At 65.2% G+C, this 22,428-nt stretch carries 24 protein-coding genes and 1 pseudogene; 13 read left to right on the top strand and 12 right to left on the bottom strand.

Translation table 11 applies throughout. The features are described 5' to 3' along the window. Together Q8M85_RS04165 and Q8M85_RS04170 are read right to left on the bottom strand one after the other, a co-directional pair. Positions 1 to 168: pseudogene (locus Q8M85_RS04165) on the bottom strand (NAD(P)(+) transhydrogenase (Re/Si-specific) subunit alpha); the annotation flags it as partial. Between the two features lie 69 nt (positions 169 to 237). Next, positions 238 to 708: an isoprenylcysteine carboxylmethyltransferase family protein gene (locus Q8M85_RS04170; RefSeq protein WP_305540632.1), complete on the bottom strand. Its 471-nt coding sequence runs from the start codon at positions 706 to 708 to the stop codon at positions 238 to 240. A gap of 172 nt (positions 709 to 880) precedes the next feature. On the opposite strand from Q8M85_RS04170, the gene kynU reads away from it, so the two are divergent. The 4 genes from kynU (at position 881) to Q8M85_RS04190 (ending at position 5,395) form a co-directional block, all read left to right on the top strand. Next, positions 881 to 2,077 (top strand): kynureninase, encoded by a 1,197-nt coding sequence (kynU, locus tag Q8M85_RS04175; protein ID WP_305540635.1) that lies wholly within the window; start codon positions 881 to 883, stop codon positions 2,075 to 2,077. A 16-nt stretch (positions 2,078 to 2,093) separates the two neighbouring features. Next, positions 2,094 to 3,305 carry a glycoside hydrolase family 5 protein gene (locus Q8M85_RS04180; RefSeq protein ID WP_305540638.1) on the top strand — a complete coding sequence of 404 codons (1,212 nt, stop codon included), beginning with the start codon at positions 2,094 to 2,096 and terminating at the stop codon, positions 3,303 to 3,305. 124 nt (positions 3,306 to 3,429) lie between these two features. Further along, positions 3,430 to 4,269: a tryptophan 2,3-dioxygenase gene (gene kynA, locus Q8M85_RS04185; protein WP_305540641.1), complete on the top strand. Its 840-nt coding sequence runs from the start codon at positions 3,430 to 3,432 to the stop codon at positions 4,267 to 4,269. A gap of 187 nt (positions 4,270 to 4,456) precedes the next feature. Then, positions 4,457 to 5,395, top strand: a complete 939-nt coding sequence (locus Q8M85_RS04190; protein ID WP_305540644.1) for a L,D-transpeptidase — start codon at positions 4,457 to 4,459, stop codon at positions 5,393 to 5,395. A gap of 60 nt (positions 5,396 to 5,455) precedes the next feature. Here Q8M85_RS04190 and Q8M85_RS04195 read toward each other — a convergent pair whose 3' ends face one another. Beyond that, positions 5,456 to 6,139: a D-lyxose/D-mannose family sugar isomerase gene (locus Q8M85_RS04195; RefSeq protein ID WP_305540647.1), complete on the bottom strand. Its 684-nt coding sequence runs from the start codon at positions 6,137 to 6,139 to the stop codon at positions 5,456 to 5,458. 62 nt (positions 6,140 to 6,201) lie between these two features. Next, a complete protein-coding gene (locus tag Q8M85_RS04200; RefSeq protein WP_305541014.1) occupies positions 6,202 to 7,743 on the bottom strand; it encodes a helicase HerA-like domain-containing protein in 1,542 nt (513 codons plus the stop codon). A gap of 458 nt (positions 7,744 to 8,201) precedes the next feature. On the opposite strand from Q8M85_RS04200, the gene Q8M85_RS04205 reads away from it, so the two are divergent. Further along, positions 8,202 to 8,888, top strand: a complete 687-nt coding sequence (locus Q8M85_RS04205) for an invasion associated locus B family protein (protein WP_305540650.1) — start codon at positions 8,202 to 8,204, stop codon at positions 8,886 to 8,888. 51 nt (positions 8,889 to 8,939) lie between these two features. Here the strand turns inward: Q8M85_RS04205 and Q8M85_RS04210 are convergent, their stop codons facing one another. From Q8M85_RS04210 to Q8M85_RS04225, 4 genes are read right to left on the bottom strand one after another with little or no spacing between them, the layout of a single operon-like run. Beyond that, a complete protein-coding gene (locus Q8M85_RS04210) occupies positions 8,940 to 10,136 on the bottom strand; it encodes a beta-ketoacyl synthase (RefSeq protein ID WP_305540653.1) in 1,197 nt (398 codons plus the stop codon). Continuing rightward, positions 10,133 to 10,402, bottom strand: coding sequence for an acyl carrier protein (locus tag Q8M85_RS04215; protein ID WP_305540656.1), 270 nt, complete (start codon positions 10,400 to 10,402; stop codon positions 10,133 to 10,135). The genes Q8M85_RS04210 and Q8M85_RS04215 overlap by 4 nt, the downstream gene beginning before the upstream one ends. Then, complete coding sequence (locus tag Q8M85_RS04220; RefSeq protein ID WP_305540659.1) at positions 10,403 to 11,491, bottom strand: UDP-3-O-(3-hydroxymyristoyl)glucosamine N-acyltransferase; 1,089 nt, start codon at positions 11,489 to 11,491, stop codon at positions 10,403 to 10,405. It abuts the gene before it with no gap. Between the two features lie 28 nt (positions 11,492 to 11,519). Further along, positions 11,520 to 13,127, bottom strand: a complete 1,608-nt coding sequence (locus Q8M85_RS04225) for a murein L,D-transpeptidase (protein WP_371135194.1) — start codon at positions 13,125 to 13,127, stop codon at positions 11,520 to 11,522. 335 nt (positions 13,128 to 13,462) lie between these two features. Between Q8M85_RS04225 and Q8M85_RS04230 the strand changes: the two genes are divergently transcribed. Continuing rightward, a complete protein-coding gene (locus Q8M85_RS04230) occupies positions 13,463 to 14,032 on the top strand; it encodes a DUF882 domain-containing protein (RefSeq protein ID WP_305540661.1) in 570 nt (189 codons plus the stop codon). A 119-nt stretch (positions 14,033 to 14,151) separates the two neighbouring features. Here the strand turns inward: Q8M85_RS04230 and Q8M85_RS04235 are convergent, their stop codons facing one another. Together Q8M85_RS04235 and Q8M85_RS04240 are read right to left on the bottom strand one after the other, a co-directional pair. After that, the gene (locus Q8M85_RS04235) at positions 14,152 to 14,910 is read right to left on the bottom strand and encodes an RlmE family RNA methyltransferase (protein WP_305540664.1); all 759 of its coding nucleotides are present in this window, start codon (positions 14,908 to 14,910) and stop codon (positions 14,152 to 14,154) included. Continuing rightward, a complete protein-coding gene (locus tag Q8M85_RS04240; protein ID WP_305540667.1) occupies positions 14,907 to 16,049 on the bottom strand; it encodes a Ppx/GppA phosphatase family protein in 1,143 nt (380 codons plus the stop codon). The genes Q8M85_RS04235 and Q8M85_RS04240 overlap by 4 nt, the downstream gene beginning before the upstream one ends. 189 nt (positions 16,050 to 16,238) lie before the next feature. Between Q8M85_RS04240 and Q8M85_RS04245 the strand changes: the two genes are divergently transcribed. From Q8M85_RS04245 to Q8M85_RS04270, 6 genes are all read left to right on the top strand, one after another. Further along, entirely contained in the window at positions 16,239 to 16,949 is a 711-nt protein-coding gene (locus Q8M85_RS04245) for an outer membrane protein (protein WP_305540670.1), read from the top strand. 220 nt (positions 16,950 to 17,169) lie between these two features. Then, on the top strand, positions 17,170 to 17,472 hold the full coding sequence (locus Q8M85_RS04250; protein WP_305540672.1) for a virulence factor: 303 nt from the start codon (positions 17,170 to 17,172) through the stop codon (positions 17,470 to 17,472). A 43-nt stretch (positions 17,473 to 17,515) separates the two neighbouring features. After that, positions 17,516 to 18,433 carry a methylenetetrahydrofolate reductase gene (locus tag Q8M85_RS04255; RefSeq protein ID WP_305540675.1) on the top strand — a complete coding sequence of 306 codons (918 nt, stop codon included), beginning with the start codon at positions 17,516 to 17,518 and terminating at the stop codon, positions 18,431 to 18,433. A 15-nt stretch (positions 18,434 to 18,448) separates the two neighbouring features. After that, on the top strand, positions 18,449 to 19,429 hold the full coding sequence (locus tag Q8M85_RS04260; RefSeq protein ID WP_305540678.1) for a methyltetrahydrofolate cobalamin methyltransferase: 981 nt from the start codon (positions 18,449 to 18,451) through the stop codon (positions 19,427 to 19,429). A gap of 241 nt (positions 19,430 to 19,670) precedes the next feature. Continuing rightward, positions 19,671 to 20,204, top strand: a complete 534-nt coding sequence (locus Q8M85_RS04265) for a DUF4157 domain-containing protein (protein WP_305540681.1) — start codon at positions 19,671 to 19,673, stop codon at positions 20,202 to 20,204. Positions 20,205 to 20,270: 66 nt separating this feature from the next. Next, complete coding sequence (locus Q8M85_RS04270; protein WP_305540683.1) at positions 20,271 to 20,666, top strand: GFA family protein; 396 nt, start codon at positions 20,271 to 20,273, stop codon at positions 20,664 to 20,666. 88 nt (positions 20,667 to 20,754) lie between these two features. Here Q8M85_RS04270 and Q8M85_RS04275 read toward each other — a convergent pair whose 3' ends face one another. Beyond that, the gene (locus Q8M85_RS04275; protein ID WP_305540686.1) at positions 20,755 to 21,480 is read right to left on the bottom strand and encodes a GNAT family N-acyltransferase; all 726 of its coding nucleotides are present in this window, start codon (positions 21,478 to 21,480) and stop codon (positions 20,755 to 20,757) included. 52 nt (positions 21,481 to 21,532) lie between these two features. Here Q8M85_RS04275 and msrB point away from each other — a divergent pair, with 52 nt between their 5' ends. Continuing rightward, a complete protein-coding gene (gene msrB, locus Q8M85_RS04280) occupies positions 21,533 to 21,925 on the top strand; it encodes a peptide-methionine (R)-S-oxide reductase MsrB (RefSeq protein WP_305540689.1) in 393 nt (130 codons plus the stop codon). Here the strand turns inward: msrB and Q8M85_RS04285 are convergent. Continuing rightward, positions 21,922 to 22,410, bottom strand: a complete 489-nt coding sequence (locus Q8M85_RS04285; protein ID WP_305540691.1) for an outer membrane protein assembly factor BamE — start codon at positions 22,408 to 22,410, stop codon at positions 21,922 to 21,924. The genes msrB and Q8M85_RS04285 overlap by 4 nt on opposite strands. Positions 22,411 to 22,428: the final 18 nt, after the last annotated feature.

Here is a 22,428-nt window from a genome sequence, read left to right on the forward strand (position 1 = left end):
CTCGACCCCCGCCGCCGCATAAAGCGCGTCCGAAAACCCGGCCCTCGCCCCCGCCCCCGACTGGATGCAGCTCTCATGCCCCAGCTTCGCCAGCTGCAAAGCCGAATCCGGCGTCATCGAAACCCGGTTCTCGCCCGGGAAAACCTCCGTCAAAGCGCCTATCTTCACCCTTTTCCCCCGATCTGGCCTGCGCGGTCATAAACTGACCCGACGCACATAGCATTGCGCAACATTATTTCAAACCCCACTTTTCCGCCCCAGCCACCGTCTTGTCCGGTTGGCCCAGAGATCGAACTCCGGTCCAAAAGCCTCGGTGAGCCGGGCCTCCTCGTCGCGGATGAAACGGGTCTGGATCAGCCAGACGAAGCTGGCGATGAGCGGAAGTGCCAGCACTGCATCCAGCCACAGGATCGCCCCGGTCAGGATCACCGCATCGGCCAAATATATCGGATTGCGTGACCAGGCGAACAGCCCGCCCGTCACCAGGGCCGAGGGGTTCCGTCGTGGGATCACCGTTGTACGCGACAGCACCATCTGCAGCGCCGCAGCCCCCATCACAAGCGCCCCCAGCCCGACAAGGATCTGCCCCAGGACCGCCCCCCAGGCCTCGAAGACCTGCGGGGAGACCAGCGACAGACCCCAGGCCGCGCCGATGTGCAGCACAAGCCAGCTGGGCGGAATGTCGATGTCGCGCAGGGTCAAAGGCACGGGCCGGCTCCTTTTCGTTCCGTCTAGACGCTGGGTCCCACTGCCGCAAGGGCAGCTGTCGCGCGTTGTGGATGAAACGTCGCTACGGTGACATGCCCCGCCCGGAACAGTTTCAAGCTTGAAATTTCTGACGTTCCAAAGCATAACCGGACAAACCATGAAGGACCCCTGCATGCCCGTTGATTTTGCCGCAACCAAGGCCCTCTTTCACCTGCCCGAGGGCGTCGTCTACCTTGATGGGAACTCGCTTGGTCCGATGGTGAAGACCGCGCCGGCCAGGATGCTGCAAGCGATGCAGGAGGAATGGGCAGAGCTTCTGATCCGCGGCTGGAACAAGGCCGGCTGGATGGCGCAGCCTGCCGTTCTGGGCGACCGGATCGGCAAGCTGATCGGGGCCGGGCCCGGTACCGTGGTCCTGGGCGATACCTTGTCGATCAAGGTCTACCAGGCGCTTGCGTCGGCGCTGGAGCTGAACCCCAAGCGTCGGGTGATCCTGTCCGACACCGGCAATTTCCCCTCTGACCTTTACATGGCCGAGGGCCTGTGCCGCACGCTGGGCGGCCAGTACCGCCTGAAGACCGTAGCCCCCGAAGAGGTGATGGCCGCCATCGACGACACCGTCGCCGTGACCCTGATCACCGAGGTCGACTACCGAACCGGACGGCGGCACGACATGGCCGAGATCACGAGGCGCGCGCATGAGATGGGGGCGCTGACGATCTGGGATCTTGCCCACAGCGCCGGCGCGATCCCGGTCGACCTGACTGCCGCAAAGGCCGATTTTGCGGTAGGTTGCACCTACAAGTACCTCAACTCCGGCCCCGGCGGCCCGGCGTTCATCTATGTGGCCCCGAAACACGCCGACACCGCCCGCCCCGCCCTCTCAGGCTGGCTTGGCCATGCGTCTCCCTTCGCCTTCGACCTAACCTACCGCCCCGGCGCAGGGATCGAGCGGATGCGCGTCGGCACCCCTCCGGTGCTGCAGATCGCCGCCCTTGACGCTGCGATGGCGGTCTGGGACGGCGTCGACCTGGCCGAAGTGCATGCCCAGTCGCTGCGCCTTCAGGACCAGTTCATCAAGGGCATCGAGACCCGTGCCCCCATGCTGCAACTGGCCACCCCCCGCTCGCACCTGATGCGCGGCAGCCAGGTCAGCTTCCGCCACCCCGAGGGCTACGCGATCATGCAGGCGCTGATTGCCGAAGGCGTGATTGGCGATTTTCGTGCCCCCGACATCCTTCGTTTCGGCTTCACGCCGCTGTATATAGACGAGGACGACGTGGCCCGCGCGGTTTCGGTGCTGGCGAAGATCATGGACTACGGAACCTGGGACAAGCCCGAGTTCAAGGAACGCGCCCGGGTTACCTGACCCATCGGAGGGATCGATGCCGCGCCTGACCTTTGTTCTGCTGGCCCTGCTGGCAGGTACCGCCCAGGCCGAGCCGATCTCGTTGCAGCGGGGGGTCAACACGACCCTCTGGCTGGAATGGCCCAGCATGAGCGATATGCTGGCCGATCTTACACACCTTGAAAACTTCCCGGACGTCCGCCGCGACGTGACGCCAGCGATGTACGAAGGCCTGCTGGCCCAGGGCTTCGACTTCGTGCGGATGCCGGTGGACCCCGGACCGCTCATCGCCTTCGGCCCCGGCGACCGGCAGAACCAGCTGGTCCAGGGTATCCGTATCGCCGCCGAAACGGCCGTGGACGCCGGTCTCAAGGTGGTGGTCGATCTGCACCCGATCCCGCGTGGCGAAGATATCGGTGGCGTCGAAAGCATCATCGGCGACAAGTGGCCCGACTATGTCACCCTGGTCGGTCGCATTGCCGAAGGCCTGAACGACCTTCCCGCCGACACGGTCGCGCTGGAACTTTTGAACGAACCCCCCTTTGACTGCGACGCGGTCTATGGCGACGCCCCCGCCCGCTGGCCCGCCAAGCAAGCCGAGGCCCATGCCGCCGCCCGGGCCGCAGCGCCCGACATGACCATCGTCCTGACCGGTGCCTGCTGGAGCCAGGCCAACGCGCTGGCCTCGCTTGACCCGGCGCTGATCCCGGACGACAACGTGCTCTGGACCTTCCACAGCTACGAGCCGTTCCTCTTCACCCATCAGGGCGCGGGCTGGACAGGACCGCCGGCGAAACACATCTGGGACCTGCCCTATCCGCCCTCTGCCGTCACCGACGAGATTGCGGCCGAAGTCGCCGCCGCCGCGATCCAGCACATGACCGCCGAGGTCGGCCAGGCTGACGTCGAAGCGATCGAAAAGGCGATTGCCGACTACCGTCAGCTGCCCGAAACCGCCGTCACCTACGACGTGACCCGTGCGACCGAATGGGCGGATCAGCACGGCATCCCCCGGTCGAGCCTTTTCCTGGGCGAGTTCGGGGCCCTGCATACTGCCGGGGACCGAAGCCTGCCGCGCGACTGGTTTCACGCCTTCCTTGCCGACAAGCGTCAGGCCGCACAAGACGCCGGGATGAGCTGGGCCGTCCTTGGCTATGTCGGCGGCATGGGCGTCGCGCCCGACGACGACCCCGAACGCCGCCTTGCCCTGGAAACCTGCGCTGCCCTGGGGCTATCATGCGCCCCGTGACGCTGCCTCCCCTCTGCCGTCCAGCGGGATGGGTCGCCCTCTGGCGACGCATGGGCAATCTGTCGATCCTGAACCGGAAACCCCGTCTCTCCCGCTGAAACCCCTTTCACATCGGAGACACGAGATGACCACCTGCCCCTTCAACCCCGCCGAGGATGGCGCCCAGATGGCCTTTGACGGCCGCATGTCCTATGGCGACTACCTCCACATCGACCGCATCCTCGGTGCCCAGACGCCGCTGACCGATGCGCATGACGAGATGCTGTTCATCATCCAGCACCAGACGTCGGAGCTTTGGATGCGTCTTGCCCTGCACGAGATCGACGCCGCCCGCCGGATGATCGCCGCCGACCGCGCGCAAGAGGCGTTCAAGATGCTGGCCCGCGTCTCGCGGATCTTCGAGCAACTGAATTCGGCCTGGGACGTCCTACGCACCATGACGCCCGCAGACTACACAACCTTCCGCGAAAAGCTGGGCCAGTCCTCGGGCTTCCAGTCCTGGCAATACCGGCTGATCGAATACGCGGTCGGCAACCGCAATCTTGCCATGCTGAAGCCCCACGCCCACCGCCCCGACCTGACCGAAAGACTGGAGGCCGAGCTGGCGCGCCCCACCCTTTACGACGAGGCGCTGCGCCACCTTGCCCGCCAGGGCCTGCCCGTCCCGCAAGACGTCCTGGCCCGCGACCTACGGGACACGTGGACCCTGCACCCCGGCGTGCAATCCGCGTGGGAGATCGTCTACCGCGACCCTACCGCCCATTGGCAGGCCTATGAGCTGGCCGAGAAACTGGTGGATTTCGAGGATTACTTCCGCCGCTGGCGCTTCAACCACCTGACGACCGTCGCCCGCGTCATCGGCATCAAGCGCGGGACGGGGGGCACGTCGGGGGTCTCCTACCTGCGCCGGATGCTGGACGTCGAGCTGTTCCCGGAACTCTGGGCCTTGCGCACCACGCTCTGACCGGACTGCCCGCGCGCCAGAATCTGCGGCACGCGGGCAACTATGCCTTGGAAATCAGCCGTTTTCACGGTCCCGTGATCCGTTTCAAAACCCCACGCGGTTTGACCTGCACGTGACGCTCGGTTAGCGTGCGCGGTAACGGACCTGCGACATTGTGCCGATGGGTCGATCAAGTGTGGATGCTTTTATGCTGCAGACTTCCCGTCGCTTTATCCGACTGACCCCGGCGCTTCTGGCCGCGGCCCTGCTTGCCGCCTGCGTCGATCCTGCCGCCGGACCCACGGCGTCCACCCAGGTGATGCCAAAGGCAGGCGAGAACGTCTACGTCGCCACGATGGACGCCGGGATCCAGATCCCCGCCCTGCCCGTCGAGAAGATCCCCGAAACCCACCGCCGCCAGGTCGTCGCCTACGAGACCGACCAGCCCGCCGGCACGATCATCATCAACCCCAAGACCCGGCTGCTGTACTATGTCGTCGGCAAGAACAAGGCGATCCGCTACGGGATTTCCGTCGGTCGTGCCGGGTTCGAATGGTCGGGCGAGGCGATCGTCGCCGAGAAGAAGCCCTGGCCGACCTGGACCCCGCCGAAGGAAATGATCGCCCGCGACCCCAAGCTTGCCAAGTGGGAAAATGGCCAGCCCGGTGGCCCGACCAATCCGCTTGGGGCCCGTGCGATCTACCTGACCTCGGGCGGCAAGGACTATGGCTACCGCATCCACGGCACGCCGGAATGGCAGTCCATCGGTCGCAACGCGTCCTCCGGCTGCATCCGTATGATCAATCAGGACGTGATGGACCTCTATGGTCGGCTGTCCGGCGGCGAGAAGGTCATTGTCCTCACCGCAAGCGGCGAGATGCCAAAGGGCCTTTACATCCCGAAGCCGCCAGCCCCGAAGGTCGCGGCCAAGCCCAAGGCGGCGAACCCGGTCGTGGTGCCTGCGGGCGCAGTTCCGGCCCTCAAGGTGCTGCCAACGCCCTCTATCGCCGTTGCCACTCCCGCTGCGACATCTGCCGTGGCCCCGGCAACTCCGGCTCCGGCGGCGACGACCACCACCGCTCCGGCTGCCGCAGAGGCCGACTGCAAGGTCCCGCTCGTGAACGGCGCCTGCCCGCCCGGTAACTGAGCCTACCCTCGATGCATAAGGGGGGCGCCCTGCGGCGCCCCCTTTTTCATGTCCAGCCCTTCACTTCAGCCACTGATCGTAGTCGCTGACCAGCAGATGCCAGGGTGCCTCATCCTCGTCGATCTCGGCGAAGCGACCGATAGGTTCGCGGAAGATGTTGTCCGTCAGGTCGTCATTCACGGTCGAGACCTCACCAATCAGCACATCCCCGCCCTCGCCCCAGAAGGCATGCCAGTCACCCGGCATCAGCGTGACGCTTTCACCCGGCGCAAGCTTCAGCTTGGTCCCCGGCCCGTAAGGCGTGTCGATCCCGTCGCAGCGCACCATCCCGCCCTTGTCCCAGGCGAAGTTGCCTTGGTCATCCGACCCGTAAAGCTCGATCACCAAGGTCGCCCCACCCCGGTTGATGATGTCCTCGGCCTTGATGACATGGGTGTGCATCGGCGACAGTTGGTCCTGGCGGCTGATCAAGAGCTTCTCGGCATAGCACATGCCCCCGCCGCGCTGCAGGTCGGCGAGCCGCCCGTTGCGCAGGGTGAACAGGAACAGACCCATCTCGTCGAACTTGCCCTGGCCGTAATCGGTGATGTCCCAGCCGCAGCGCGCCTCGATGATGGCGCTCACGTCCTTGCGCGCCTTGAACTGGTCAGGGGACCAGTTGGCAAACGGCGGCAGCACGAAGCCATAGTGTCGGATCATGTCATCCGCCGCACGCATGATGTCGTTGATACGTGACCGTTTCATCCTGTCTCCTCCCGGTTTCCCGGCACTGTAACGATTACGGAAGACGCCTCAACGGTCTTCTCTCAACGCTTCCCGAAGATCGACCCCAAGATCCCCCGTACTAGCGCCTGCCCGGACTTGGTGCCCAGCTGCCGCGCGAAGCTTTTGGCAAAAGCGGTGCCAACCGAATCCGATCGGCTGGAGGTGCCAGTCCGCTTCGGCTTGTCGGCGCCATAGCCATTCCCGTCATACCGCCGCGCCCGCTCGAACTCGCGTTTTTCTTCGACCTGACGCTCTTCAAGCGCGGCCGCATCGCGTGCGGCTGCGTCGGCTCGGGCACGCAACTTCTCGAAGGCGCTTTCCCGGTCCAGCACCTTCTCGTACTTCCCCCGCACCGGAGACCCCGCAATCACCGCCGCCCGTGTCGCCTCATCCAGCGGGCCAAGCTGGCTTGATGGAGGCCGCACCAGCGTCCGCTCGGCGATGCCCGGAATTCCCTTTGCCTCCAAGAGCGAAGTCACCGCCTCGCCCGTGCCGACGTCGCGGATCGCCTCGTCGATCTTGAAGCGCGGGTTCGGTCGGTAGGTCTCGGCCGCCTTGGCCAGGTCCTTCTGGTCCTTCGCGGTGAAGGCCCGCAGCGCGTGCTGCACGCGGTTGCCCAGCTGACCCAGGATGTCATCCGGTACGTCTGCGGGGTTCTGGGTGATGAAATAGACCCCCACCCCCTTCGACCGGATCAGCCGCGCCACCTGCTCGACCTTCGAGACCAGCGCCTTCGGGGCATCGTCGAACAAGAGGTGAGCTTCGTCGAAGAAGAACACCAGCTTCGGCTTGTCCGGGTCGCCCACCTCGGGCAGCATCTCGAACAGCTCGGACAGCAGCCACAACAGGAACGTTGCGTAAAGCCGAGGCGAGTTCATCAGCTTGTCTGCTGCAAGGATGCTGATCCGCCCGGCTCCGCTTGCGTCCACCGTTATCAGGTCCGCAAGGTCCAGCGCCGGCTCACCGAACAGGCTGGCACCTCCCTGGTTCTCCAGCACCAGCAGCCGCCGCTGGATCGCGCCCACGGATTCCTTCGACACCAGACCATAGCGCGCCGAAATCGCCTGGGCATTCTCGGCCACAAAGGTCAGCAACGCCTGCAGGTCCTTCAGGTCCAGAAGCGGCAGCTCCTCCTCGTCCGACAGGCGGAACGCCACGTTCAGCACCCCCTCCTGCGGCTCGGACAGTTCCAGAAGACGCGACAGCAAAAGCGGCCCCATCTCGGCCACCGTCGCCCGCACCGGATGCCCCTTCTCGCCGAAGAGGTCCCAGAAGATCACCGGAAAGGCCCGGTACTGCAGGTCCAGCCCGATCTGCGCCGACCGCTTGGTGAAGGCATCGTGCAGCTTGTGGCTTTCCGACCCCGAGGCCGCAATTCCCGCAAGGTCGCCCTTCACGTCGGCCATGAAGACCGGAACCCCCGCTGCCGAGAAACCCTCGGCCAGGATCTGCAGCGTCACGGTCTTCCCGGTTCCGGTGGCCCCCGCGATCAGCCCGTGCCGGTTGCCGTATTTCAGCAAAAGCCGTTGCGGGGCGCCGTAGCCCTCGCCGCCGCCACCCACGAAGATGCTGTCCGCCGCCATTCCCTGTTCCGTCACGTCCGCCCCTCACAACCCCTGGTTGAACCATGCCGGAGATACACTCCAGACCACCGACGGGACCAAACATACATTGTTAACTCCATTCTGCCAGACTCAAGAGGTCGGACCCGGCCATCTGTCGGGGCTGACGGTGACTTCCTCCCTGTTAACTGGCCGCGCCCTTGAAAAGGCGCGGTTTTTTTCTGTGACGTTCCGCAAAAGAACCCGTTGACGACGTCCACTTTCCGCCTTAGCGTCCGTTTCCATGAAGTCGGCCAGTCCGACAGGGAGCAAAAAACAATATGCAAAAGGGCCGGAATTCCGGCCCTTTTTCAATTTGGGGCGTGCGGCGGGCAGAACCGCGCCAGAACCACACGGGACACGTTTTTCTCACCTGACTTGCCCGGGACCCCATGCTAGAGACCCAGACAATAATCGACCGACCAAAGGACATGTCGAAGATGGCAAAGACCACGAGCACCGCCCTGGCCCTGATCCTGGCACTGGCAGCCACGCCGCTGATGGCGCAGACGGAAGCGGCCCCGGCGACGGAAGAAGCCGCTCCTGCCGATGGCGTCGACACCCTGGCAATGGGTCAGGAGGTTGGTGCACCCGACGGTCCGGGCAGCACATACACCGCCGCGACCTTCGAGGCCTGGGAGCAGAAGTGCGTCCGCACCGAAAGTGGTGCCGACCCCTGCCAGCTTTACCTGCTCCTGAAAGACCAGGAGGGCAATTCGGTCGCCGAGTTCACGATGTTCAACCTGCCCAAGGGCAGCGAGGGCCCCGCCGTTGCCGGAGCCACCTTCATCGCCCCGCTCGAGACCCTGCTGACCGCCGGGATGACCTTGCAGATCGACCAAGCCAAGAGCAAACTCTACCCCTTCACCTTCTGCGCCCAGATCGGCTGCGTGGCGCGCATCGGCTTTACCGCCGAAGAGATTGCCGCGATGAAGGCCGGGGCCAATGCCAAGATCACCATCGTTCCCTTCGTGGCCCCGGACGAGAAGGTCGAACTGACGCTCTCGCTCAAGGGCTTCACGGCGGGCTACGCAGCAGTCACTGCAGCGAATGACGCCGCGGACGCGGCATCGCAGTCCGCGGCTCCCGCTGAAGCAGCCCCGGCCGAAGGTGCTGCGAAAGAATGATCTGACGATCGTTCCGCTTCCGGGCCGGTCTCTTGACCGGCCCCGCTTCATTCAGCCGCGCCGAAACGCCAGAACGGCGTTCAACCCCCCGAAAGCAAACGCGTTCGACAAGGCGGCAGCGACGCGGGACTGGCGCGCGACCCTGGGTATCACATCCAGCGCGCAGTCCGGGTCCGGGACCTGAAACCCGATTGTCGGGGGCAGCACCCCTTCGGTCAATGCAAGGACACAGGCGATGGCCTCCAGCGCCCCGGTCGCACCGATGGCGTGGCCGTGCATCGCCTTGGTCGAGGACACCGGAGGCGGTGTCCCGCCGAACACCACACGGATCGCCGCCGCCTCGGCCCGGTCGTTGGCCAACGTCCCGGTGCCATGCGCGTTGATGTAACCGATCTCCGCGATCTCCATCCCGGCGTCCGCCAGCGCCGCCCGCATCGCCCGGCCCGCACCCTCGGCACTTGGCGCCACGATGTCTCCGGCATCAGCCGTCATCCCGAAGCCAGCGACCTCGGCAAGGACACGCGCGCCCCGCGCCCGTGCATGCTCCTCGGCCTCGAAGACCAGAACCCCGGCGCCATCGCCAATCACCATGCCCTTTCGGCCCAGCGAGAACGGACGGCACGCATCGGGCGCCAGCACCCGCAGCCCTTCCCAGGCCTTCACGCCGCCAAAGCAGAGCATCGCCTCGGCTCCGCCCGTCAGCATCACATCCGCTGCCCCGACGCGGATCTGCTGCAGCGCCAGGCCCATCGCGTGATTGGCACTGGCACAGGCCGAGGACACTGCCAGCACCGGCCCGGTCAGCCCGTGCCGGATCGACAGATGCGACGCCGGGGCATTGTGCATCAGACGTGGCACCACCAGCGGCGAAACCCGGCTCTTTCCGTCAGCGAAAACGGCACGATAACTGTCTTCCCAGGTCTGGATGCCGCCCGCCGCCGTGCCCAGGATCACCCCGCCACGGGACCCGAGAGCGCCGGACAGACCAGCCATCGCCACCGCTTCCGCCCCGGCCACCAGCGCATATTGCGTCACCCGGTCATAAAGTGGCAGATCGCTGGCTGCAAAGCGGTCCGCGGCCTGCCAGTTGCGGACCTCCGCTCCGACCCGGATTGTCAGGCGGTCGGCATCGCGAAAGCTTAAGGGGCCGATACCGCAGCGCCCCTCGCGGAAGGCCTGGAACGTCCCCGGCACGTCGGGGGCCAGGGCGTTCACCGTGCCGATGCCGGTAATGACGACGCGCCTCATGCCGCCCGCTGGGCGATCAGGCGCTCGACGCCCACGACGATGCGGGGGACGCTGGAAAAGTCGAAATCGGGCTGGTCAGGCTCGTTAGCGTTGAACGGGATCGAGATGTCGAAGCGTTCCTCCAATGCGAAGATCGCCTCGACCTTGCCAAGGCTGTCCAGCCCCAGATCGTCGATCACGGCCTCTGCCGCAATCTCCTCGGGCTGCAGCAACAGCTGCTGCGCCAGGATCTCGATCACCGCCGCCTCGATATTGGCCCGTTCCACCTATTCGACCTCCGGCTCGGCCTGGCCCTTCTCAAGCCGGGCCACCCGGGCGGCCAGCCTGGGCAGACGGCGCAGCGCCTTCTGGATCTCGACATGCGTCTCCATCTTCACCGCCGGATAGCCCAACAGGACCCGGCCCGCCGGCGCGTTGGTGAAGATCTTGGTGGCGCCGCCCGCGATCACGTCGTTGCCGACAAAGATGTTGTCGTTGACCCCGCATTGCCCCGCCAGCACCACCCGGTCGCCGATCCGGGCAGATCCCGCTATGCCCACCTGCCCGCAGAGCAGGCAATCTCGGCCGATCTGGACGTTGTGGCCGATGTGGACCAGATTATCCAGCTTGGTGCCCGAGCCGATCTGCGTATCCCGGATCGTGCCTCGATCGATACAGACGTTTGCGCCGATTTCCACATCATCCCCGATGGTTACGGCGCCCAATGAATGTATCCGCGTCCAAGTCTGATCCCTGATCTCGGCGCGGCTACCCAGCGTCTCCCGGATCTCCTCGACTCCCGACTTCTCGGGCGTCACAAAGGAAAACCCATCCGCCCCGATCACCGCTCCAGGCTGGCAGATGAAGCGGTCCCCGATGGTCACCCGCGCCCCGATCCGTACGCCTTGCAGGATCAGGGGTTCGGCCCCGATGCGGGCACCTTCGGCAATCGTCACGTGGCTGGCAATGCGCGCGCCCGGCCCGATCCGGGCCCCAGCCCCAATCACCACGAAGGGACCGACGGCCGCCCCGGCGCCGATCTCGGCCGTGGGGTCCACCAGGGCCATCGGATGCACCCCTGCCGCAATCGCGGGTCCCGGGTCCATCAGCCGCGTCAGCCCCGCCATCGCAAGCCGACCGCGCGGTGCGAAGATCGCGGCCTGCAGCCCCATGCCGCGCCAGTCCGCACCCGGCCAGACAATCGCAGCCAGCGCCTGTCCCTTGGAAATTCCGTCCGCGTAGCGCGGGTCCATCGCCAGAGCCAGGTGCTCCGGCCCGGCAACCTGTGGCTCGGAGGCACCCGCGACCTCAAGGTCAAGGTCGCCCTCGGCTTCGGCCCCCAATGCGCGTGCGATATCCCCGATCCTGTGGGCCATGACGTCCTCGGCTGTCCAAGCCCCAGACTTAACCCTGAACGCCCGCCAGTTCCACCCCGGCCTCTGACAAGGCGCCCCAAAGCACCGCATCCCGCCCATAGACATCGCGGCGATAGGTCATGCGACCCTTCGCGTCTGGATAGGCGGTGAAATAGACCAGGTGCACCGGAAGATGCTGCTTCAGCTTCACCGTGGTTTCCTTGCCGGTCTTCAGGGCCGCCTCGAACTCGGCCTCGGCATTGTCGGTCTGCCAGGACAGAAGTTCATGCGCCAGCGCGAAGGGGTCAGCGACCCGGATGCAGCCGTGGCTGTAGGCGCGAACTTCCTTGTCGAACAACGACTTCGACGGAGTGTCATGCAGATAGATGTTGTGCACGTTCGGGAACATGAACTTCACCTTCCCCAGCGCGTTCCCGTCCGAAGGCGGCTGACGCATGCTGAAAGGGAAGGATCGCGCGCTGTAGGCCCCGAAGTTCACCGAGCCGCGCGGCACCACCCGCCCCCGTCCGTCGATCACCTGGATATGGCTGACAGCGTTCGGGTTGCGCTGCAAAAGCGGTAAGTATTCCTTGACGATGATCGACCGCGGCACCCCCCAGGAAGGGTTGATGACCATATGCTCCATCTCGTCCGAGAACTCCGGGCTCCGCTGGTCGGGGACGTTCTTCCCGATCACGACGCGGGTCTCGAAGACGGTCTTGCCGTCCTCGATGATCTTCGCGCGGAAGTCCGGCAGGTTCACCCAGACATGCTTGACCTCACGGTCAAAGTGCATCCAGCGCTCGCGCTCCATCGCGACGATCACCGACTTCAGCCGTTCTTCCGGGCCGACGTTGAGTTCGGCAACCGTGCCTTCGCCCGCAGCGCCATCCGCCGTCAGTCCGTGGTTCAGCTGGAACGCCGTCACCGCCGCCTGCATGGCCCGGTCGTAGCTCGCCACGGCTGACGGAGCAAGATAGCCCATCCGCACCAGACGGTCGCGCAGGGCGATGACCGCAGGCCCCGTGTCTCCAGGCTTCAGCGCCACCGCCTGGATCGCCGAACCCCATCCACCTGCCGCGATCTGCGCCTCAATCCCAAGCTTGGCCTTCATCAACTGCACGTATTGCAGAGATTTCGGCAGCAGCCAGGCCAGCACTGCCTCGGGCTCGCCGTTCGCAATGCGCGCAAGCAGAACCTTTGGCTCGATCCGGTTGATTTCACGCACGATACCGGCATCGATCTTCTGCGGCTCCAGCGCGCCTGCCGTAAGGTCCTGCGCCCAAGCCAGATAGGCCCGCGTCATCTCGACCTCGACCCGCCCTCGGTCGCCCTCGGTTTCAGCAGATTGAAGCGCCACCGTCAGCGCCGTCGCATCATAGCGTGGCACCGGCAGCCCGTGATCCCCGGCCGTCGCAATAGCCGCCAGAAGGGCCGCCCGTCGCGCCGCATCCTCGGGCCCGGTCCACAGAGTTTCGTAGTTCGTTGTCCGGTACCACTCGGCAATCGCCGCGTCAGAGGCGGCGGTGGCGGCCAGGGACTGGGTGAAGGCCGTGGCCTCGGACTTCGCCATCGAGCCCATTGCAGGGGCCAATACCAGGGACAGGGTCACAAGCAGCGACAGCCGCGACAGCTTGTGCGGAACGGAAAAATGCATTCGGCCCTCTATTCCAACGACTTGAGTTCTTATTGGCATCTTTTCGCCGATCTGCAAACCCTGTCCAATCACAAACCCGAAGACGGACTTACCGGGACCCACTGTGTCAACTTTGGCAACAGTCCTGCCGCAAACCGATGCAACCACACAACAGTCGGCAATTTTCGGTGGCGTTCAGCAAAAATTTGCCGATTGCGGTTGTGCTGTCCGCGACGCAGCCAATCGGTGCTTGGGCTTCGATTCCACTTGTGCAATAACAACGCTGCACTTGGGGAAGAAGTTGCAAGAAAAGCTGCGAAACGGCAGTCGAAGACAGCACGGGGACAGACGTTAGAATGACGGACAACAAGCTTATCGGCGTCTCGCGGCGCGGCCTTCTTGGTGCGTTCGCTGCGACAGCCCTGGTGGCGGCTCCGACCTACACCAACGCATTCGGTGTCCTCAGGGGCGCCGGCGACATCCGCCGCATCCGCATGTATTCGGGCCGCACCGGCGAAAGCATGGATACGATCTACTGGATCGAAGGCGAATACATCCCGGAAGTCCTCAAGGAAATCAATCATTTCATGCGCGATTGGCGGTCGGACGACACCGTCAAGATGGACATGCGCACGATCGACATCATGGCCGCCTCGCATCGGCTCATGGACGTGTCCGAACCCTACATGCTGCTTTCCGGCTACCGCTCCCCCAGAACCAACGCCATGCTCCGGTCAAGGTCTGGCGGTGTTGCGAAGAACTCGCTGCACATGAAGGGCCAGGCAGCCGACTTGCGGCTTCAGTCACGTTCAGTCGGGCAGATGGCCAAGGCGGCTGCGGCCTGCGCTTCGGGCGGGGTCGGCAAGTATTCGCGCTCAAACTTCGTCCACATGGATTGCGGACCGGTCCGCAGCTGGGGCGGCTGATCAGCTCCACCCCGCTGAAACAGGGCGCCTTCGGGCGCCTTTTTCATTGTCATTCTAGAGAATTGCGGCCGACCACTGCCCTCTCCCCCCGCGGGAGAGGGGCCGGAGGTGAGGGGAGGTCACCCCAGAGGACCCGCGTCAGGGTCAGACTGCCCTTCGCCGCCCTCGACCAGACGGCCGCGGAAGCCCATCGCCACGACGAACTTTTCCGAACTGTCTGCCCGGCTGGCCGGTGGCTTCACGTTTGCCACCTTCTTGAAATTCTTCTTCAGCAAGGTCTGCATCTGCTGCTCGGCCCCGCCCGCCAGCACCTTGGCGACAAAGGTGCCGTCGTCCTCCAGCACGTCGAAGGCAAAGGCCAGCGCCGCTTCGATCAGCGCCACAATGCGCAGGTGATCGGTGCCCTTGTGCCCGCTGGCCGCCGCCGCCATGTCCGACATCACCACGTCGGCACGGCCACCCAGCCAGCCCTTGACCTTGTCTTCCGCGCCATCCTCCAGAAAGTCCAGCTGGTGGATTTCCGCGCCCGAGATCGCCTCGACCTCTTGCAGGTCGACACCCAGCACATAGCCGATCGGTTTCTTCGGGTTCTGCCCCAGCGCGTTGACCCGCAACGCCGCCACCTGACACCAGCCCCCCGGCGCGCAGCCCAGATCGACCACCCGCGCCCCCGGTTTCAGGAAGCCGTACTTGTCGTCCAGCTCCAGGATCTTGTAGGCCGCCCGGCCCCGATACCCCTCTTTGCGCGCGCGGATCACGTAAGGGTCGTTCAGCTGCCGCTCCAGCCACAGCGTCGAGGAAAGCTTGCGCCCCTTGGCGGTCTTGACGCGCACCCGCAGCTCACGCTGCCCGCGCCCGGAGGTCTGTTTCTCGCTCATGTGTAGGGTCCGTCCGAAAGCACGCCGTCCGCGCTCATCTGCGCATAGAGAAGCCCCTCCCTAAGGCCCCTGTCGGCCACCGACAAGCGGTCCGTGGGCCAGATGCGCATCAGGGCCTGCAGGATCGCCGCCCCCGACATGATCAGCGCATGCCGGTCGCGCCCGATCCGCGGGTCGGTCCGCCGCCCTTCCGGCCCCAGCGCCAGATATTCCCGGATCACAAGGTCGATCTGGTCGGATGTCATCTGCAACCCGTCCACCTTGGTCCGGTCATAACGTTTCAGGTTCAGGAACGACGCCGCCACCGTGGTCACCGTGCCCGAGGTGCCGATGATCTGGAAGCCTTCGCGCGGGTTCTCGGCATTGTAGGGGCTGAAGCTGGCCAGGTTCTCCTCGAAGAACCAGCTCATCAGCGCAAAGCGCGCCGCATCGTCATCGACGTCGATGAACTGGTCCTTCAACGTCGCCACCCCCAGCGGCACCGAAATCCAGTCCACCACCCGCGCCACCGCGCCCTCGCCCTGCGCGTTGAACCCCATGTGCAGCCGCATGATCGCGCGCGGCCGGTCGGCGGGGGCCACCGCGCTCAGGTCGATCCAGACCAGCTCGGTCGAGCCGCCGCCGATATCGACCACCAGCAGCTGCTCGGTCGAAGTGTTGACCAGCGGCGCGCAAGAGATGACGGCAAGCCGGGCCTCTTCCTCGGGGGCGATGATCTCCAGCGCCAGGCCGGTTTCGCGGCGCACCTGGCGGATGAAATCCTTGGCATTACGCGCTCGTCTGCACGCCTCGGTTGCCACCAGACGCATCCGGGCGACGCCATGCTTCTCGATCTTCTTCTCGCAGATCCGCAGCGCCTGGATCGTCCGGCCCATCGAGGCCCGCGACAACCGGCCCGAAGCTTCCAGCCCCACGCCCAGCTGCACTGACTTCGAAAAGCTGTCGATGATCGAGAACTGACTGCCCAGAGGTTGGGCAATCAGCATCCGGCAACTGTTCGTTCCAAGGTCAAGCGCCGCATAAAGCGGTGCCGACCCCGGGTCGGATAGGGCTGACGGCTCATCCAAGCGGGAGACCGCCACCGGGGTCTCGACCTGCGTGTCTGTCGCGTCCGCCCTATGGGGACGCTCGGGCGTCATGACCGCCCTCCATCTGTGGTTACCAAAAAGGTAGACGCCTTTTGCCGCCCTGACAAGCTTGCCCGCCACGCTTTCGCGCTGTTGCAATCCTGCCTGCCTCTAACAACCGATTCGAATCAGGCCCTCTCTCGGCATTGACGCCTGCCCGCCCGGCTACTTACGCTGGCAGAAAAAGAAACTGAGGCAGACATGACATCCAGATCAGGACCCCTGGCAGCAGCCGGCATCCTTTGCGTTATTGCCTGTTCCGCTGCACTTGCAGGCGGCCCGGTCGAAACCGCGCCCGCCGTATCCGCGCCCGCCGAACCCGCGCCCCTTGCGCTTGCCGTACCGGAAGACTGGTCCGGCTTTTACATCGGCATCGCCGCCGCCCGGCCGAGGGGCGACAACACCTGGCGTCTGAACGATCTCGATCTCTCGCTCATCCCCAGCGACTGGTCCGGCACCCTTCCGATCCTGACACTTGGCCGTGACTGGCAACGCGGCAGGCTGACCTTTGGTGCAGCGCTCTCGCTGGCAAACGGCGAGATATCGGCCTCGCCGCAGTCTGATCTGTTCCTAAGCTGCTTTCGCTGCGATACCGTGGTCAGCGACCTTATTACGCTGCGCGGCCGCGCGGGCCTCGCCACGGGCAAGATGCACTATTTTGCCACCGGCGGCTTTGCCCAGGCTGATGTTGCGGGCACCAGCGGTGCCGGGGCCACGACCGTCAACAGCGCCACACTGACCGGCTGGACCCTCGGCCTCGGCGTCGAACGCCGCATCGCCGAAAAGCTGTCGTTGACCGCCAGCTATGATCACGCCGACCTGGGTGCCCTCGACCTGTCAGGACATGTCGCTGGCACCGACAGCAGCATCGACTTCAGCCTGATGCAGATTGGCGTGAACTACCGCTGGTGACCGCCGCCAGGCAGGCGGCCATGAACGTGGCTCATCCTTTCCTTGAGAACTTCTCACGCCGTCGCGGCTGGCCTCCCTTTTCGGCCTCCGGTAGCCTGAGGCTGCCACGCCCGGTCCGGGCACGTCGCTCCTTTGCGTCGCCATGTCGAAAACCGACACCGGCTGTCGTGGATCGGCGCATATCAACAGGGTCAGCACTGCAAAGGGGAATCACCGCATCATGGCCGAAGTCACTATCGTCTACTGGCGCGACATCCCGGCCCAAGTCATCGTTGGCAAGGGCCGCAAAGGCTCCAAGGTCCAGCTGACCGAACGCTTCGAACAGGCCATCGACCGCTGCGCCATGAAGATCGGCGCCAAGGACGCGGACGCCTATCTTGCCGAATGGCGCAAGACCGTGGTCGCCGACCTGGAGGGCGAACCCGACACCATAGCCGCCGACTATGCCGCGAAGCTGGAAGCCGACTTCGACACCGCCCGCCTGAAATCGCTGATCGACGCCGAAGGCTGGGCCAAGGCCTGACTTCATGACCCTGCCCCCGCCTTCCACTCTCAAGGAGACCGTCATGGCCCTGTTCAATTTCCGTCGCAAGGAAGAGGCCACCCCCGCCACCGGGTCGCTGGAACCCTTCCTCAAGGGCTACTCGATCGAGGTGATGCCACGCACCGCCGAAAAGGTGGACAGTTTCCGCGACATCCTGCCCTTGGGCACCCGCGTCTACATCGCCCACATCGACGGCACGCCTATCGAGGACATGGTGGCCACCGCCAAGCGGATCGGGGCCGAAGGCTACGATGTCATGCCCCACTTCCCGGCCCGCATCATCAAGGACCAGGCCACGCTGGCCGACTGGGTCGCGCGCTACAAAGATGTCGGCGTTGAACAGGGCCTTCTCCTCGCAGGCGGCGTCTCGCAGCCCGTGGGCGAGTTCAGCACTTCGATGCAACTCCTTGAATCTGGTGCCTTTACCGGCTTCAAGAGGTTGCACGTCGCGGGCCACCCGGAAGGCAACAAGGACATCGACCCCGACGGTTCCGACCGCATGGTCATGGAAGCCGCGCGCTGGAAGTCCGCCTTCATGCAGCGCACCGACGCCCAGATGGCGATGGCCACCCAGTTCTGCTTCGAGGCCCAGCCCGTCATCGACTGGGTGAACCGCCTCCAGGCCGAGGGTATCAAGCTTCCTGTCCACATCGGCATCGCCGGGCCTGCCAAGCTGCAAACCCTGATCAAGTTCGCCATCGCCTGCGGCGTCGGCCCCTCGCTGCGGGTCCTGCAAAAGCGCGCGATGGACGTGACCAAGCTTCTGCTCCCCTACGAGCCGACCGAAGTCCTAGAAGGCCTCGCCGCCCACAAGGCCGCAAACCCGGGCTTCGGCATCGAACAGGTCCACTTCTTCCCCCTTGGCGGCATCAAGACCAATGCCCAATGGGTCACCGAAAACGGCGGCGCCTCGGGCGTTCCGGCCTCCGCCACCGCGTAAGAGAAAGCTTCAAGAATGACCCGTACTGTCATTGAATCCAAAACGAAAACCGTGATCATCGGCTTTGACGAACCCTTCTGCGTGATCGGCGAACGCATCAACCCGACGGGGCGCAAGAAGCTTGCCGCCGAACTGGAAGCCGACAACTTCGACACCGTCATCAAGGACGCCCTCGAACAGGTTGCCTGCGGTGCGACTGTCCTCGACGTGAACTCCGGTGCGGTCTTCACCAACAAGATGGCGACCGACCCGCGCTACGCCGACAACAACTTCGTCGAGCCGCCGCTGATGAAGGCCCTGATCGAGATCATCCAGCAGACCGTCGACGTGCCCCTGTGCATCGACTCGTCGGTCCCCGGCGCCCTCGAATCCGGGCTGATGGCCTGCGAAGGCCGCCCGCTCCTGAACTCGGTCACCGGGGAAGAGCACCGCCTGGACCTCGTCCTGCCGCTGGTCAAGAAGTACAATGTTCCGGTCGTGGCCATCTCGAACGACGACACTGGCATCTCCGAGGACCCCGACGTCCGCTTTGCCGTCGCCAAGAAGATCGTCGAACGCGCCGCCGATTTCGGTATCCCGGCGCATGACATCGTGGTCGATCCCCTCGTCATGCCCGTCGGCGCGATGGGATCGGCTGGCCAGCAGGTCTTCGCCCTCGTCCGCCGCCTGCGCGAGGAGTTGGGCGTCAACACCACCTGCGGTGCCTCGAACATCAGCTTCGGCCTGCCGCACCGCCACGGCATCAACGGCGCCTTCCTGCCGATGGCCATCGGCGCCGGCATGACCAGCGCCATCATGAATCCCGTCCGCCAGCAGGAAATGGAGGCGATTCGCGCCGCCAACTTCCTGATGAACCACGACGCCAATGGCGGCGAATGGATCCGCTTTGCCAAGGTGCTGGAAGCCGTCGAAGGCGGCCTTAGCTTCGCCGAAGCCTCCGCCGCCGCAAGCCAGGCCGCCGGTGGCCGTCGCGGCGGACGTCGCGGCCGGGCGTAAATCAAGCAGGACTGCCCCTTCCCAAGCGGGCAGTCCCACCCATTCATCTGTCCCAAAATATCCCCGCCGGAGGCCCTCCCAGGTCCTGCGTGTCCTTCACACGCAGGGCCGAGACAATGGACTTCGCGCGGCACGCGCTCCATATCCTAACCGCCCGCACCCAAGACGCTGCCGCTCACCTTTGCGGCACCACGCCCGTGCCCCGGTTGCACCGGGCAGGGAAGGTTGGCACCCTTCCCCCATGTTGCGCGCCCTCGCTCTGTCCGTTGTCCTTGTCGCGCCAGCCTCGGCCCAAAGCCCCGGCCTGCCGTTCCCCCTCGACACCACGGGGCGGGCCGCGCTGGAAACCGGCCTCGACATGGCCGCAGCGGCCCTGGCCAACGCCCTCGTCCAGTCGCGTGACGCCGCCTGGGCCGAAGGCACCCAGCCGATGCCGCCCCATGTTCGCACAGCCCTTCTCGACTGGTATCCCGCCGATCTTCTGGACAGCATCGAATACCGCACCGGCATCGCCGAGGACTCGACGCTCCAATCCCTCGCGATCCGCTACGGCGAGGCGACGGCCGTCACTATGGTCGACACCATCGTCTTCGCCGACCCCCGGGACGCAGAAACCAACATCGCCCTCTGGGCGCATGAGGTGAAGCATGTCGAACAGTTCCGCCGCTGGGGCCTGATGGGCTTTGCGCAACGCTATGTCCGCGATCACGAATCCGTCGAGGCCGAGGCCTATGCCATCGGCGCCGAGGTCAAGGCGCTCCACGGCGGGGGCTGACGCCGCTCTTCTTTGCCAGCGCCGTTGCGTCTGCTAGGCTGTGCGCGACAAACGAAAAGCGGCTCGATGCTCACCGGAACCTGTCATTGTGGCGCCTGCAGCTGGACCCTGGCCGAAGTCCCGGCCTCGGTCACCGCCTGCAACTGCACGATCTGCCGCCGCACCGGCGCGCTCTGGGCCTACGGTTTCCTCGGCCAAGATGTCGGCGTCACCGGGGATACCGGCGCCTACCGCCGCGCCGACGGCAAGGAGCTAGAGTTCCACTTCTGCCGGACGTGCGGTTCAATGATGTTCAACATGGCGCGCGAGGCGCGGGCTGACGGCACCCGCTGGATCGCCGTCAACTGCCGCATGACCGACCCGGCACCGCTGATGGACCTGCCCATTGACCATTTCGACGGGCACGATACCTGGGAAGACCTGCCTTCCGATGGACGCAATGTGCGGGACATGTGGTTCTAGTCAACCAGTCAATTGATTAAGGCAGTCTTAAGGTCCACGCGCAACCCCTTGAAATCCCTCATCCCGAAAGCTTGTCCACGGTGGACACCTACCCCGCCACCGCCCGCAAACTGGCCGCCCGGGCGGGCGGCACCCGGTCCACCTCGACGCAGGTAAAGACATGCAGGGTATCCAGCTCCCGGTCCACAACCGCATGATCGCTGACCCAGCCCCCCATCCCCAGATAGGTTCGCAAAAGGGGCGGCAGCCCCGCCAGCGCCGCCCTCCGGTCCAGGACCGGCCCGACCAGCGCAGGATACTCCACCACCTCCGTCGCCTTCCGTCCCGGCAGGTGCTCTACCGGACCGACGAACTCTGCTGCCAGCAGCGAAAGGCCCGCCCGATGCGCCTCCCACCCGGCCCCGCGGAAACTTGAACAGCCGACCAGAAGCCCCGCCTGCCCCTCGTCCACCAGCCGCGTCATCGCCCCCCAGGCCAGCCGCAGCACGTCGGGATGCACGCCACCGGGGGCGACGCAGAACCGGCCCATCTCTGCTATGGGCCGCGCATAGCCCGACAGCGGCTCCACATCGTAGAATCGCGCCGAGTAGCCCTGCCCCAGCCCCGCGCCCCAGCCGAACAGCATGACCCGGAAGTAGGCCAGCATCCCCGCCGGTCCCTCGACCATCACATGCGCCGACAGCCCATCCTGCGCGTCCTCCTCCGCCCCCGACACCCGGGGAAAGCAGGCCGCCCGCAGTGCCATGACCCGGCCCATGTCGGACCGCCCCTCGGCCAGCCTTGCGACCAACACACCCTTTCGAAGTGGCCTCACGCCCTTTCCCCCTGCGGCCGCAGCCCCTAGATTAGCCTCAAAGGAGACCCGCATGGACAAGATCGTCAAGACCGATACCGAATGGCAGGCCCAGCTTTCCGACCTCGCCTACAAGGTGACCCGCAAGCACGGAACCGAACGCGCCTTCACCCACGACAGCTTTCCCAAGGACCCCGGCACCTTCCGCTGCATCTGCTGCGGCGCGCCCCTGTTCGACCAGCAGACCAAGTTTGACAGCGGCACCGGCTGGCCCAGCTTCTATGCCCCCCTCGACCCCGATATGGTTGGCGAGCGGTCGGACAACAGCTGGTTCATGCGCCGGACCGAGGTTCACTGCAACCGCTGCGACGCGCATCTGGGCCACGTCTTCCCGGACGGCCCCGCCCCCACCGGCCTGCGCTACTGTATCAACGGCGTGGCCTTGACCTTCGAACCCGAGGACTAGTCGGCCAGCAGGTCGCCCGCCTGCAGTCGACCGAAGCTGCCCAGGATCTGCTGGATGAAGCCCAGGCCTTTCACGTTCGGCTCGGTCACCCGGCGCGAGATCTGGACGACCTTGCCGTCCTCAAGCCCGTAGCGGGCGACGTTTTCCACGGTCCCGGCCTCGTTGAAGGTCACGGCCAGCACCTGACGCTCGATCTCTTGCGGGGCACGCGGGCCGAAATGCTTGTAGCGGCTTTGCACGTAGAACCAGCCCACATCGTTCAGAAGGCCCGAGGTTGTCGGACGGCCGATCTTCTCACCCACCGTTTCGCGCGTGTCAGTGCCGACCTCGATCAGGGCAAGCTCCTGCTCGGTCGGCACATAGCCGTGATTGCGAAAGACCGGCGAACAGCCAGCGATCATGGCGACGAGGGTCAGTGCAATGACCCCCTTGCGCGACGTCTGGCGGGCCGCAAGCACCGAACGCGCGAACCGGAAATCTGCCATGCCTGTCCTCACGCCCCG

Origin of the sequence: Tabrizicola sp. (assembly GCF_030694085.1) — a bacterium.
Lineage (GTDB): Bacteria > Pseudomonadota > Alphaproteobacteria > Rhodobacterales > Rhodobacteraceae > Tabrizicola.

Excerpts from the sequence above, each read along its gene's own strand:
- kynU (WP_305540635.1), top strand. The coding sequence starts at position 881 with ATGCCCGTTGATTTTGCCGCAACCAAGGCCCTCTTTCACCTGCCCGAG.
- Q8M85_RS04180 (WP_305540638.1), top strand. The coding sequence starts at position 2,094 with ATGCCGCGCCTGACCTTTGTTCTGCTGGCCCTGCTGGCAGGTACCGCC.
- kynA (WP_305540641.1), top strand. The coding sequence starts at position 3,430 with ATGACCACCTGCCCCTTCAACCCCGCCGAGGATGGCGCCCAGATGGCC.
- Q8M85_RS04190 (WP_305540644.1), top strand. The coding sequence starts at position 4,457 with ATGCTGCAGACTTCCCGTCGCTTTATCCGACTGACCCCGGCGCTTCTG.
- Q8M85_RS04195 (WP_305540647.1), bottom strand. The coding sequence starts at position 6,139 with ATGAAACGGTCACGTATCAACGACATCATGCGTGCGGCGGATGACATG.
- Q8M85_RS04200 (WP_305541014.1), bottom strand. The coding sequence starts at position 7,743 with ATGGCGGCGGACAGCATCTTCGTGGGTGGCGGCGGCGAGGGCTACGGC.
- Q8M85_RS04205 (WP_305540650.1), top strand. The coding sequence starts at position 8,202 with ATGGCAAAGACCACGAGCACCGCCCTGGCCCTGATCCTGGCACTGGCA.
- Q8M85_RS04210 (WP_305540653.1), bottom strand. The coding sequence starts at position 10,136 with ATGAGGCGCGTCGTCATTACCGGCATCGGCACGGTGAACGCCCTGGCC.
- Q8M85_RS04220 (WP_305540659.1), bottom strand. The coding sequence starts at position 11,491 with ATGGCCCACAGGATCGGGGATATCGCACGCGCATTGGGGGCCGAAGCC.
- Q8M85_RS04225 (WP_371135194.1), bottom strand. The coding sequence starts at position 13,127 with ATGCATTTTTCCGTTCCGCACAAGCTGTCGCGGCTGTCGCTGCTTGTG.
- Q8M85_RS04230 (WP_305540661.1), top strand. The coding sequence starts at position 13,463 with ATGACGGACAACAAGCTTATCGGCGTCTCGCGGCGCGGCCTTCTTGGT.
- Q8M85_RS04235 (WP_305540664.1), bottom strand. The coding sequence starts at position 14,910 with ATGAGCGAGAAACAGACCTCCGGGCGCGGGCAGCGTGAGCTGCGGGTG.
- Q8M85_RS04240 (WP_305540667.1), bottom strand. The coding sequence starts at position 16,049 with ATGACGCCCGAGCGTCCCCATAGGGCGGACGCGACAGACACGCAGGTC.
- Q8M85_RS04245 (WP_305540670.1), top strand. The coding sequence starts at position 16,239 with ATGACATCCAGATCAGGACCCCTGGCAGCAGCCGGCATCCTTTGCGTT.
- Q8M85_RS04250 (WP_305540672.1), top strand. The coding sequence starts at position 17,170 with ATGGCCGAAGTCACTATCGTCTACTGGCGCGACATCCCGGCCCAAGTC.
- Q8M85_RS04255 (WP_305540675.1), top strand. The coding sequence starts at position 17,516 with ATGGCCCTGTTCAATTTCCGTCGCAAGGAAGAGGCCACCCCCGCCACC.
- Q8M85_RS04260 (WP_305540678.1), top strand. The coding sequence starts at position 18,449 with ATGACCCGTACTGTCATTGAATCCAAAACGAAAACCGTGATCATCGGC.
- Q8M85_RS04265 (WP_305540681.1), top strand. The coding sequence starts at position 19,671 with ATGTTGCGCGCCCTCGCTCTGTCCGTTGTCCTTGTCGCGCCAGCCTCG.
- Q8M85_RS04270 (WP_305540683.1), top strand. The coding sequence starts at position 20,271 with ATGCTCACCGGAACCTGTCATTGTGGCGCCTGCAGCTGGACCCTGGCC.
- msrB (WP_305540689.1), top strand. The coding sequence starts at position 21,533 with ATGGACAAGATCGTCAAGACCGATACCGAATGGCAGGCCCAGCTTTCC.
- Q8M85_RS04285 (WP_305540691.1), bottom strand. The coding sequence starts at position 22,410 with ATGGCAGATTTCCGGTTCGCGCGTTCGGTGCTTGCGGCCCGCCAGACG.